Raw genomic sequence first — 11,800 nt, forward strand, 5'->3', positions numbered from 1 at the left:
GGTTCCGGCCGCTTGCGCCTAGCATCGTTCAGTCCCTACCCCGCACATCGGAGATTTCCGTGCGTTTTAGCCTGACCCCGAAGGAGACGAGCTTCTACGACATGTTCTCCGCAGCCGCGGAGAACCTCGTCGTCGGATCCAAGCTCCTGCTGGAACTGCTGGGTTCAGACGTGTCGGCCCGCGCGGAGATCGTCGAGCGCATGCGCGCCGCCGAGCACGCGGGTGACGACACCACCCACGCCGTGTTCCACCAGCTGAACTCCTCCTTCATCACGCCCTTCGACCGCGAGGACATCTACAACCTCGCCTCGTCGCTGGACGACATCATGGACTTCATGGAGGAGGCCGTGGACCTGGTCGTCCTCTACGACATCCAGACCCTCCCCAAGGGCATCGAGCAGCAGATCGAGGTGCTCGCCCGGGCCGCCGAGCTCACGGCCGAGGCGATGCCGAACCTGCGCAGCATGTCCAACCTCACCGAGTACTGGATCGAGGTCAACCGGCTGGAGAACCAGGCGGACCAGATCCACCGCAAGCTGCTCGCGCACCTCTTCAGCGGCCAGTACGAGGCCATCGAGGTGCTGAAGCTGAAGCAGGTCGTGGACGTCCTCGAAGAGGCGGCCGACGCCTTCGAGCACGTCGCCAACACGGTGGAGACCATCGCGGTCAAGGAGTCCTGACCAGCGTGGACATGGCAGCACTCATCGCCGTCATCGGCGTGGCCTTCTTCTTCACGTACACCAACGGCTTCCACGACTCGGCGAACGCCATCGCCACCTCGGTCTCCACCCGGGCGCTCACCCCGCGGGCCGCCCTGGCGATGGCCGCGGTGATGAACCTGGCCGGCGCCTTCCTGGGCAGCGGGGTCGCGCACACGGTGTCCAGCGGGATCATCGAGACCCCGACCGGTAGCCAGGGCATGATGATCCTGTTCGGCGCCCTGGTCGGTGCGATCACCTGGAACCTGACCACCTGGTACTTCGGCCTGCCGTCCTCCTCCTCGCACGCGCTGTTCGGCGGCATGGTCGGGGCGGCGCTGGCCGGCGGCACGGGGGTGATCTGGAGCGGCGTCGTCGACAAGATCATCATCCCGATGTTCGTCTCGCCGGTGGTGGGCCTGGTCTGCGGCTACCTGGTGATGCTGGCCATCCTGTGGATCTTCCGCAAGGCCAACCCGCACCGGGCCAAGCGCAACTTCCGGGTCGCCCAGACCGCGTCGGCCGCCGCGATGGCCCTCGCGCACGGTCTGCAGGACGCCCAGAAGACCATGGGCATCGTGGTGCTGGCGCTCACCATCTCCGGCCAGCAGACCACGCAGGACATCCCGGTCTGGGTGAAGATCTCCTGTGCCACGATGCTGTCGCTGGGCACCTACGCGGGCGGCTGGCGGATCATGCGGACGCTCGGCCGCAAGATCATCGAGCTGGACCCGCCGCAGGGCTTCGCCGCCGAGAGCACCGCGGCGACGATCATGTACATCACCTCGTACGTGTTCAAGGCCCCGATCTCCACCACCCACGTGATCACCTCGGCGATCATGGGCGTGGGCGCCACCAAGCGGATCCGCGCGGTGCGCTGGGGCGTCGCCAAGAACATCGTGCTCGGCTGGTTCATCACCATGCCGGCGGCCGCCCTGGTGGCCGCGCTGGTCTACTGGATCGTCGACCTGATCTTCGGCTGACATCCCCGCCGCACCGGACCCCGCGCACCGCGGAGGACGACAGGGCCCGCCCCCACATCTCGGGGGCGGGCCCTGTCCCTTGCTTCGCGGCGGCACCGCCATGCAGCACCACGAAGCAGCTCGTGCTGTCGTCGCTCCCCCCGAAGGGCGCGACAGGTGGTGGCTAGCCGAAGCGGCCGGAGATGTAGTCCTCGGTCGCCTGCACGGACGGGTTGGAGAAGATCCGCTGGGTGTCGTCCAGCTCGACCAGCTTGCCGGGCTGGCCGACACCGGCCAGGTTGAAGAACGCGGTGCGGTCGCTGACGCGGGCGGCCTGCTGCATGTTGTGCGTCACGATCACGATGGTGAACTGCGACTTCAGCTCGCCGATCAGGTCCTCGACGGCGAGGGTGGAGATCGGGTCCAGGGCCGAGCAGGGCTCGTCCATCAGCAGGACCTGCGGCTCGACGGCGATGGCCCGGGCGATGCACAGACGCTGCTGCTGACCGCCGGAGAGGCCCGCGCCCGGCTTGTTCAGGCGGGTGTGGACCTCCTTCCAGAGGTTAGCGCCCTTGAGGGACTTCTCCACCACGTCGTCCAGCACGGACTTCTTCTTCACGCCGGCCAGCTTCAGGCCGGCCGCGACGTTGTCGTAGATCGACATGGTCGGGAAGGGGTTCGGGCGCTGGAAGACCATGCCGACGGTGCGGCGGACGGCGACCGGGTCGACGTTGGCCCCGTACAGGTTGTCGTCGTCCAGCATCACCTTGCCCTCGACCCGGGCGCCGGGGATCACCTCGTGCATCCGGTTCAGGGTGCGCAGGAAGGTGGACTTGCCGCAGCCGGAGGGGCCGATGAAGGCCGTCACCGAGCGGGGCTCGACGGTCATCGAGATGTCCTCGATGGCCTTGGTGGTTCCGTAGTAGGCGGACAGTCCGCTGACGTCGATGCGCTTGGCCATGATCGTTCGTCTTCTCTCGTCTTCGGTCTACGTCAGTCGGTCCGTCAGTGCCCGGTCTTGGGCGAGCGCCAGCGGGCGATGCCCCGGGCGATGAGGTTGAGCCCCATCACGAAGGCGATCAGCACCAGCGCGGCACCCCAGGCACGGGCGTACCCGAAGTCGTTGTTCACCTGGGCGTACTGCTGCCAGATGTACATCGGAAGCGACTGCTGGGGATCCTGGAACGGGTTGTTGTTGATGATGTCGGCGCCGAACACCAGCATCAGCACCGGCGCGGTCTCCCCGGTGATACGGGCGACGGCGAGCATCACACCGGTGGTGATGCCGCCGATCGCGGTGGGGATGACGATCCGCAGGATGGTCTTCCAGCGCGGCACGCCGAGTGCGTAGGAGGCCTCGCGCAGCTCGTTCGGGACGAGCTTGAGCATCTCCTCGGTGGAGCGCACGACCACCGGCATCATCAGGATGGCCAGCGCGAGGCTGCCCGCGAAGCCGGAGTACGAGAACCCGAGGCCCAGGATCCAGACGGAGAGGACGAACAGGCCGGCGACGATGGACGGGATGCCGGTCATGACGTCGACGAAGAAGGTGACGGTCCTGGCGAGCCGGCCGCGGCCGTACTCCACCAGGTAGACCGCGGTGAGCAGGCCGAGCGGCGCCGCGATCAGGGTGGCCAGGGCGACCTGCTGCAGGGTGCCGATCAGGGCGTGGTAGATGCCGCCGCCGGGGCCGGCGGAGAGCACGCCCTTCATCGAGTGCGTCAGGAAGTTCGCGTCGACCACCGCGATGCCCTGCTGCACGGTGTAGAAGGTCAGCGCGGCGAGCGGGACGACGGCGGCCACGAAGGCGACCCAGACCACCGAGGTGGCCAGCCGGTCCTTGGCCTGCCGGCGGCCCTCGACCCGGGCCGACAGGGCGTAGCTGACGATCACGAACAGGGCGGCCGCGATCAGGCCCCACTGCAGGTGGCTGGCCAGGCCGAAGCCGGCGCCGATCCCGCAGCCGAGGGCGACGGAGCCGGCGGCGACGGCGGCCTGGGACCACTTGGGCAGCCGGGCGGTGGTGAGGTTGCGGCGCAGCTGCGGCAGCGAGGCCGCGGTGGTGGTCACGGCGCTCATGCGTTGGCCCCCGAGTACTCCTTGCGGCGCGCGACGATCATTCGGGCGGCACCGTTCACCAGCAGGGTGATCACGAACAGGACGAGGCCGGAGGCCATCAGCGCATCCCGGCCGAACGAACCGGCCTCGTTGAACTTCAGCGCGATGTTCTGCGCGAAGGTGCCGCCGCCCGGGTCGAGCAGGTGCAGCGAGAGAACGCTGTTGGAGGAGAGCACGACGGCCACCGCGATGGTCTCGCCCAGTGCGCGGCCGAGGCCCAGCATGGAGGCCGAGATGATGCCGGGCCGGCCGAACGGCAGGACGGAGGTGCGGATCATCTCCCAGCGGGTCGCGCCGAGCGCGAGCGCCGCCTCCTCGTGCATCCGCGGGACCTGCCGGAAGACCTCACGGGTCACGGCCGTGATGATCGGCAGGACCATGATGGCGAGCAGGATGCCGACGGTGAACAGGGTGCGCGGCGTGGTGCCCGCGCGGGTCTGGTCGAAGACGTACGTCCAGCCGAGGTACTGGTCCATCCAGCTGGTCAGGCCGTCCAGGTGCGGGACGAGGAACAGCGCGCCCCAGAGGCCGTAGACGATGCTCGGCACGGCGGCCAGCAGGTCCACCAGGTAGGCGAACGGCTGGGCGATCTTCCGCGGCGCGTAGTGCGAGATGAACAGCGCGATGCCGATCGCCACCGGCACCGCGATCACCATCGCGATGACGGCGCTGACGATGGTGCCGAAGGCCAGCACGGCGATGCCGAAGACCGGCTTCGGGGCGTCCGGCGCCCACTCGAAGGTGGTGAGGAAGTTGCCCTGGTTCTTGCTGAGCGCGAGGGCCGAGCGGTAGGCCAGGAATCCCGCGATGGCGGCCATGATGACCAGCAGCAGGATGCCCGCTCCGCGGGCGGCGTTGAAGAAGATCTTGTCGCCGAGCTGGCTGGTCTTGCGCCTGCGGACCCTGCCCGGCGCGTCGGCAGGGTGGGATGAAGTCATTGGTCTACTCCGGTCTGGTGGCGCCGCCCCGTGGGGGCGGCACCATGGCGGCGGTGCCCCGGACGTGCTTCTGGCGGGTGGAACCCGGTGGGGCGGCCCCGGCCCCCCTGACACTGCGGGGCCGCCTCACCGGTGGTGGGTGGGTCAGGCCAGGGTCGGGATGACGGCCTGGACCTTGGACGCCAGCTCCTTCGGCAGCGGGACGTAGCCCGTGCTGCCGATCGCCTGCTGGCCGCCGTCGCTGGCGGCGTAGGTGAGGAAGGACTTCAGGGTCTCCAGGGTGTCGGCCTTGTTGCCCTTGTCGCAGACGATCTCGTAGGTGACCAGGACGAGCGGGTAGGAGCCCTCTTCCTTGGTCGCGTAGTCGAGGGTCAGCGCCAGGTCGCTGCCGGTGCCGGCGATCTTCGCCTTGGCGAAGGTGGTGGCGGCGTTGTCGGCGGTGGCCTCGACCGGCTTGCTGGCGCCGGTGTTGATGGCGGCGCTCTTCAGGCTGTTGGTCTGGGCGAAGGAGAGCTCGACGTAGCTGATCGAGTTCTTGACCTGCTTCACCTGGGCCGCGAGGCCCGCGCTGCCGCTGGCCGACTGGCCGCCCTTGCCGGCCCAGGTCTTGCTGGACGGGTAGGACCAGGCGCCGCCCGAGGCCTTGGCGAAGTACTTGGTGAGGTTGTCCGTGGTGCCCGAGTCGTCCGAGCGGTGGAAGGCCTGGATGTCGGCGGCCGGCAGGTTCACGCCCGGGTTGAGGGCGGCGATGGCCGGGTCGTTCCACTTGGTGATCTGCGAGTCGAAGATCTTCGCGGTGGTGGCGCCGTCCAGCGTCAGCTTGTCCACGCCGTCGACGTTGAAGACGATCGAGATCAGGCCCGCGACCAGCGGCAGGTTGATGCCCTGGCCACCGGTGCAGACGGCCTTGGTGGCGTCGACCTCGGCCGGCTTCAGCGCGGAGTCGGAGCCGGCGAACTGGACCTTGCCCTGGGTGAACTGCTGCACACCGGCGCCGGAGCCGCCGCCGCTGTAGTTGACCGAGGAGCCGGCGCAGGCGTTGCCGAAGTTGGTCTTCCAGACGTCGATCGCGTTGCCCTGCGCGGTGGAACCCGCGGCCACCAGGGCACCCGCCTTGCCGCACGCGATGGCGGCGGCAGCCGGAGCGCTCGTACCGGCGGCGCCGGCGCCGCCGGTGTTGTCGTCCGAGCCGCAGGCGGCGAGCGACAGCGAGCTGACGAGCGCCATGGCACCGACGACGAGGGCCTTGGAGCGGCCGTTCCGCTGGAGCTTCACAGGGTGTCCCTTTCTGTGGCATTGCCGACGCCGGTCGCATCCGGACGCTGAGTGTCCGGTGGCTGAGGATGGCGCGGGTTTTGCTGTGGTCCGGGGCCCGTTCGGCCCTCCGGTAATCCAGAAGTTAGGACGGGTAGGTGACGCGTCAGCCGGTCGTAAGTGAACGGAGAGTGAACCTCGAACGGATGGCAGGAAACAGCGTCAGGTAGTAACGGTTGCGTCACGGGGAGGGCGCGGAGAGATCACTCGGACGGGTGAACCGGGATGCCGCCCGCGCACCTGCGGCCCGGGCCGGTGGCGGGCCCGGCGGGGGCCCGCACACCGCCTTCACGCCGTCCCGGCTTCACGGCGCACCGCCGTCACGGCCGTCCCGCACGCCGCACCACCTGCACGCCCTCCCGGCCCGGGCGGCGGGCCGGGCCGGGCCGGTCAGTCCTTCGACAGCGGACGGGCGCCGAGCGCCGCCAGCAGCGCGTCCACCAGGACCCGGTCCCGGTCGTGGGTCAGCCGGGCCCTGGCCTTGCGGGCCGGCAGCCACTCCAACCGGTCGACCTCACGGTTGGGGGTGAAGGACCCGCCGACGGGCACCGCCGCCCAGTACCGGACCTCCTTGGGGCGCCCCTGCGCCAGGTAGTGCTGGGCGGGCAGCTCCGCGCCGAGCACGCAGCGCAGGCCGGTCTCCTCCTCGACCTCCCGCAGGGCCGCCTGGACGAGGCTCTCGCCCGGGTCCAGCTTGCCCTTGGGCAGGCTCCAGTCGTCGTACTTCGGCCGGTGGATCAGCGCGATCCTGGGCCGGCCGAGACCCTTCTTCTTCTGCCGTCCGGGCAGCCAGAGCACCGCACCGGCCGCCAGGACGGTCCGCCCCCGGCCGGACAGGGACGCGGACGGGGACGCGGAGGCGCCCGTGACCGCCCGGCGGCGGCCCGGCTCGGCGCCTTCCGGTGCGGCGGTCCGCGTCCGGCCGGGTCCGCCCGGCTTCTTCGCCTCCCGCAGCCGGCGGCGCTGCCCGGCGTCCCGCCCGGCGGCCTCCCGGCCCCTGGTGCGCTCGGCACCGCCGGCGGAGCCGCCGCGCCCGGCGGCCGACGGCCGGCCGGTCGCGCTCATCCGGGCCGACCCCTTGCCGTGGTCGTCCTTGTCCTGCTTACCGCTCAGGCGGTTGCCCATTCATGCCATCCGTGACGCTGGGGGCACCTCTCCTCCGGCCGGGTGGCTTGGAGGTGCCCCCGAGCCGGCGAGGCTGGGAGCGAGGTCCGGCCACTGCAGGCCGAACGCGTACCGTGCCGCCTCGACCTCCAGTCGTTGATCAGCATGCACCACGCCGAGCACGTAGGCCGTGGCCGGGGTGATCCGCGGGGTGCGCGCCGCGGTGGCCGCGGTGACGGCGGCGTCGGAGGCCTCCTGGTGGCGGCCGAGCGTCCGGTCCAGCTCGTCGAGGGCCGGGACCGGCCGGCCGGACACCTCCAGGGCGTACCGGGCCCGCTTGGCCAGGATCCGCACCCGGTGCCAGGGCGCGTCGTCGGCGGCCAGCACCGCGTCGGCGTCCAGGACGCCGCGGGCGGCCGGGACGGTACCGAGCCGGCGCAGGCCGTCGCCGCCGTACGGGGTGGAGGCGCGGTGCAGCGGCAGCAGCCGGGCGCCGGCGTCGAGCGCGCCGAGGGCGGCGCCCGTCTGCGGGAGGAGGCTGTCGCGCGGTCCGCCGACGGCCTGCTCGCGCAGCGGCACCTCGCCGACCAGCAGGGTCATCCGGTCGGCCAGCGCGTGCAGCCGGGCCGACCGGAGTTCCTGCAGCACGGTGGAGTGCGCGCGGGTGCGGGCCAGGGTCAGCTGGCGGTCCAGCAGGGCCCGCGCCTTGGGCGCGCCGGCGTGGCCGGCCAGCATCCCCGGGCCCTCGGCGTCGGCGGCGCTCAACGAGTCGAGGGCGCCGAGCAGCCGGGTGGAGCGCCGCAGGTAGCCGGGCTCCTGGGCGAGCAGGTTCAGCAGCCAGCGCAGCTCGGCCCGGGACTCCTGGGCCCAGGACGGTTCGAAGGACGCCGCGAAGGTGTGCAGCACGCCGCCGATCCGCCGGACGGCCCGGAGCAGGTCCGCGGTGCCCGCCGAGGGGTGCAGGACGGCGCCCGGTCTGGATCCCACCTCGCCGACCGCCTGCGGCAGGGCGCGCAGAAACGCACCGGCCTGGGCGGTGAGATGGCGGGAGAGGATCTCCCCGGCGGTCGCGGTGGACGACCCCGAGGCCGTCATCGGCACATCGGTCATGGCGTAGGTGAATCCCCGTCCCCCCGGGGGACCCTCCCCCGGGGCTGGTGGCCGACTGCTCGGCGGCCTCAGCGGGCCGAGGAGGAGGCCCGGCGGCGCTGGCGCGAGTCGATCAGCAGGTCCTGCACGTGCCGGAGCCTCCTCTCCTCGGCGTCGTGCGAGTGGCGGGTCCAGGCCCCGTCGGGGCCGAGGTGCCAGGACTCGGTCTCGTCGGAGACACCGAGGTCGATCAGGCCGGACAGCTCGGCCCGGTGCGCCGGGTCGGCGACCCGCACCAGCGCCTCGATCCGGCGGTCCAGGTTGCGGTGCATCATGTCGGCGCTGCCGAACCAGACCTCGGGGTCGCCCCCGTTGCCGAAGACGAAGATCCGCGAGTGCTCCAGGAACCGCCCGAGGACGGACCTCACCCGGATGTTCTCGCTCAGCCCCGCCACCCCGGGCCGGATCGCGCAGATCCCGCGCACCCAGACGTCGACCGGGACACCGGCCCGCGAGGCCCGGTAGAGGGCGTCGATCACGGCCTCGTCGACGATCGAGTTGACCTTGAGCTTCACGTACGCCGGGCGGCCCGCCCGGTGGTGCGCGATCTCCCCGTGGATCCGGGCGATCAGCCCGTCCCGCAGGCCGCGCGGCGCGGTCAGCAGCCGGCGGTACGACTCCCGGCGGGAGTAGCCGGAGAGCCGGTTGAACAGGTCGGAGAGGTCGGCCCCGACCTGCGGGTCGGAGGTCAGCAGCCCTATGTCCTCGTACAGCCGGGCGGTCTTCGGGTGGTAGTTGCCCGTCCCCACGTGGGCGTACCGGCGCAGGGTGTCGCCCTCCTGGCGGACCACCAGCGACAGCTTGCAGTGCGTCTTCAGGCCGACCAGCCCGTAGACCACGTGGCAGCCGGCCTCCTCCAGCTTGCGGGCCCACTTGATGTTGGCCTGCTCGTCGAACCGGGCCTTGATCTCGACCAGCACCAGCACCTGCTTGCCGGACTCGGCCGCGTCGATCAGGGCGTCCACGATCGGCGAGTCGCCGGAGGTCCGGTACAGCGTCTGCTTGATCGCCAGCACGTCCGGGTCGGCGGCCGCCTGCTCCAGGAAGGCCTGCACCGAGGTGGAGAAGCTGTCGTACGGGTGGTGCAGCAGGACGTCGCGCTCGCGCATGGCGGCGAAGATGTCCGGCTGGGAGGCGGACTCGACGTCGGTCAGGCCGCGGGCGGTGCCGGCCACGAACTTCGCGTACTTGAGCTCCGGACGGTCCAGGCCGGCGATCCCGAACAGGCCGGTGAGGTCCAGCGGCCCGGGCAGCGGGAAGACCTCGGCCTCGGTGATGTTCAGCTCGCGGACCAGCAGGTCGAGGATGTAGGGGTCGATCGACTCCTCCACCTCCAGGCGCACCGGCGGCCCGAAGCGCCGCCGCATCAGCTCCTTCTCCAGCGCCTTGAGGATGTTCTCGGTGTCGTCCTCCTCCACCTCCAGGTCCTCGTTGCGGGTGACCCGGAAGGCGTGGTGGGCGAGCACCTCCATCCCCGGGAAGAGCTCCTCCAGGTGGGCGCCCATCACGTCCTCCAGCGGGACGTAGCGCTGCGGCGACGCCTCCAGGAAGCGGGACAGCGACTGCGGCACCTTCACCCTGGCGAAGTGCTTGTGGCCGGAGACGGGGTTGCGGACGACCACGGCCAGGTTGAGGCTCAGGCCCGAGATGTACGGGAACGGGTGGGCCGGGTCCACCGCCAGCGGGGTCAGCACCGGGAAGATCTTCTGCCGGAAGAGCGTGTGCAGGCGCGCCTGCTCCTTCTCCGCCAGCTCCGACCAGCGCACCAGCTCGATGCCCTCGGACGCGAGGTCCGGCAGCACCTCCTGCTGGAACGCGGCGGCGTGGCGCGCCATGAGTTCGCGCGAGCGGTTCCAGATCAGGTCCAGCACCTCGCGCGGCTGCAGGCCGGAGGCCGAACGGGTGGCCACCCCGGTGGCGATCCGGCGCTTGAGGCCGGCCACCCGGACCATGAAGAACTCGTCCAGGTTGCTGGCGAAGATCGCCAGGAACTTGGCCCGCTCCAGCAGCGGGATGTCCGGGTCCTCGGCGAGTTCCAGGACCCGCTCGTTGAACGCCAGCCAGCTGCGCTCGCGGTCGAGGAACCGGCCCTCGGGGAGTTCCTCGGAGTCCTCGTCGTCCACGGAGAACTGCTCCGGGGGCATCCCCAGGGCGGTGGACATCCGGACCGGCGAGGGCAGCGGGACAGAGACGGGGCGGGGGATGCTCATGGGCTCCAGCTCCTCCAACAGGACACAGTCCGATTCGGCCTGCAGACCGTCGGCCTCGCACAGCGCCAGCGCCCACCCGCCGGGAGCGGCCGGGTGACGGCCGGTTCCGGGGCGGCGGCCGACGCTGCGTGAACGAGACACTACGGACTTCATCCTGTGATCTTCGCGGCGGCAATTGAATCCACGGTAAACACCGCATGGCCAGGAGGAAAGCTGAGTCGGTCGGGGCCGGTCCCGGTCACGCCCCGTGCCCCCGCGCCGTCAGCCCGCTACCGCACGCGGTACATCAGGTCCACCTCGTGGACGGTGAACCCCAATCGTTCATATACCCGCACCGCCGCCGGATTGTCGGCGTCGACGTAGAGAAGTACGGTTTCCAGTCCGCGTTCCCCAGGGGCGTCCCCGGTCAGGTGGCGCAGGCCGGCCGCGGTCAGCGCCCGGCCGAGGCCGCTGCCCTGCTCCGCCGGGTCCACCCCGACCACGTACACCTCGCCGAGCGCGGGCCCGGCCGAGGTCCCCGGGTGGACCTTCGTCCAGTGGAAGCCCACCACCCGGTCGCCGCGGGTGGCGAGGAAGAAGCCCGCCGGGTCGAACCACGGCTCGGCGAAGCGGTCCGCGAGGTCCTGCTCCGTCCAGGCGCCCTGCTCCGGATGGTGGGCGAAGGCCAGGGCGTTCAGCCGCAGCCACTGCTCGTCGTCCTCGCCGGGGCGGAAGGTACGGAGCGTCACGCCCGCCGGCAGCGGCGCCTCGTCCACGGCCTTGCCCGCCCTGCGCATCTGGCGGAGTTCACGGACCAGCTCGCCGCCGAAGGCACCGGCCAGCCGCCGGGCCGCGGGGTGCCCGCCGTGCGCCCAGAAGTCCACCGGCCCGCCGGCCTCCGCCAGGACCGCCTCGACCAGGTGCCGCCCGAGGCCCCGGCCCCGCTCGGCCGGGTGCACCACGAGCTCCGCGGTGCCGGGCGAACCGGACGCCCCGCCGGCCTCCAGCTGGGCGTACCCCACCCGGCGCGGCTGCTCCTGGCCCACCGCGCTCTGGACGAGGTGGGTGACGCCCGGTCGCGCCGTACCCGACCGCAACCGGAGCCGGCCCTGCTCGGAGACCGCCTCCCGACCGTCCTCCAACGCGGCGGCGGCCAGGATCTCCTGGATCTCGCCACTGCCCTCCGGCACCGGTCCCGCGTGGATCTCGCTACCGGCCCGTGTGTACCTCTGCTCAGCACCCATGGCCTGACCCTACGTCAACGACCGCGCCGGGAAACGCAGAAAAGCCCCGCCGGTTACCCGGCAGGGCTTCTCCACAATGATTGT

General features: G+C 71.3%; 10 protein-coding genes. 2 read left to right on the forward strand and 8 right to left on the reverse strand.

Annotated features, from left to right (window positions below):
• Nucleotides 1-59 precede the first annotated feature (59 nt).
• Together IE329_RS28475 and IE329_RS28480 are read left to right on the forward strand one after the other, a co-directional pair.
• Nucleotides 60-680 carry a DUF47 domain-containing protein gene (locus IE329_RS28475; RefSeq protein ID WP_073926641.1) on the forward strand — a complete coding sequence of 207 codons (621 nt, stop codon included), beginning with the start codon at nucleotides 60-62 and terminating at the stop codon, nucleotides 678-680.
• Nucleotides 681-685: 5 nt separating this feature from the next.
• Complete coding sequence (locus IE329_RS28480; protein WP_190213859.1) at nucleotides 686-1,681, forward strand: inorganic phosphate transporter; 996 nt, start codon at nucleotides 686-688, stop codon at nucleotides 1,679-1,681.
• Between the two features lie 163 nt (nucleotides 1,682-1,844).
• Here the strand turns inward: IE329_RS28480 and pstB are convergent, their stop codons facing one another.
• The 8 genes from pstB to mshD all read right to left on the reverse strand — a co-directional run bounded on the left by pstB (nucleotide 1,845) and on the right by mshD (nucleotide 11,716).
• Nucleotides 1,845-2,621 carry a phosphate ABC transporter ATP-binding protein PstB gene (gene pstB / locus IE329_RS28485; RefSeq protein ID WP_190213860.1) on the reverse strand — a complete coding sequence of 259 codons (777 nt, stop codon included), beginning with the start codon at nucleotides 2,619-2,621 and terminating at the stop codon, nucleotides 1,845-1,847.
• Between the two features lie 44 nt (nucleotides 2,622-2,665).
• Nucleotides 2,666-3,739, reverse strand: a complete 1,074-nt coding sequence (gene pstA / locus IE329_RS28490) for a phosphate ABC transporter permease PstA (protein WP_190213861.1) — start codon at nucleotides 3,737-3,739, stop codon at nucleotides 2,666-2,668.
• Nucleotides 3,736-4,716 (reverse strand): phosphate ABC transporter permease subunit PstC, encoded by a 981-nt coding sequence (gene pstC, locus IE329_RS28495; RefSeq protein WP_190213862.1) that lies wholly within the window; start codon nucleotides 4,714-4,716, stop codon nucleotides 3,736-3,738. Before pstC ends, pstA begins: the two co-directional genes overlap by 4 nt.
• A gap of 144 nt (nucleotides 4,717-4,860) precedes the next feature.
• Nucleotides 4,861-5,991, reverse strand: coding sequence for a phosphate ABC transporter substrate-binding protein PstS (gene pstS / locus IE329_RS28500; protein WP_190213863.1), 1,131 nt, complete (start codon nucleotides 5,989-5,991; stop codon nucleotides 4,861-4,863).
• Between the two features lie 429 nt (nucleotides 5,992-6,420).
• Nucleotides 6,421-6,867, reverse strand: a complete 447-nt coding sequence (locus IE329_RS28505; protein WP_190213873.1) for an NUDIX hydrolase — start codon at nucleotides 6,865-6,867, stop codon at nucleotides 6,421-6,423.
• A 288-nt stretch (nucleotides 6,868-7,155) separates the two neighbouring features.
• Nucleotides 7,156-8,244: a CHAD domain-containing protein gene (locus tag IE329_RS28510; RefSeq protein ID WP_190213864.1), complete on the reverse strand. Its 1,089-nt coding sequence runs from the start codon at nucleotides 8,242-8,244 to the stop codon at nucleotides 7,156-7,158.
• A 68-nt stretch (nucleotides 8,245-8,312) separates the two neighbouring features.
• Entirely contained in the window at nucleotides 8,313-10,445 is a 2,133-nt protein-coding gene (locus IE329_RS28515) for an RNA degradosome polyphosphate kinase (protein WP_229927835.1), read from the reverse strand.
• 317 nt (nucleotides 10,446-10,762) lie between these two features.
• A complete protein-coding gene (mshD, locus tag IE329_RS28520) occupies nucleotides 10,763-11,716 on the reverse strand; it encodes a mycothiol synthase (protein WP_190213866.1) in 954 nt (317 codons plus the stop codon).
• Nucleotides 11,717-11,800: the final 84 nt, after the last annotated feature.

The organism is Kitasatospora indigofera (assembly GCF_014655955.1).
In the GTDB taxonomy this organism is placed as follows: domain Bacteria; phylum Actinomycetota; class Actinomycetes; order Streptomycetales; family Streptomycetaceae; genus Kitasatospora; species Kitasatospora indigofera.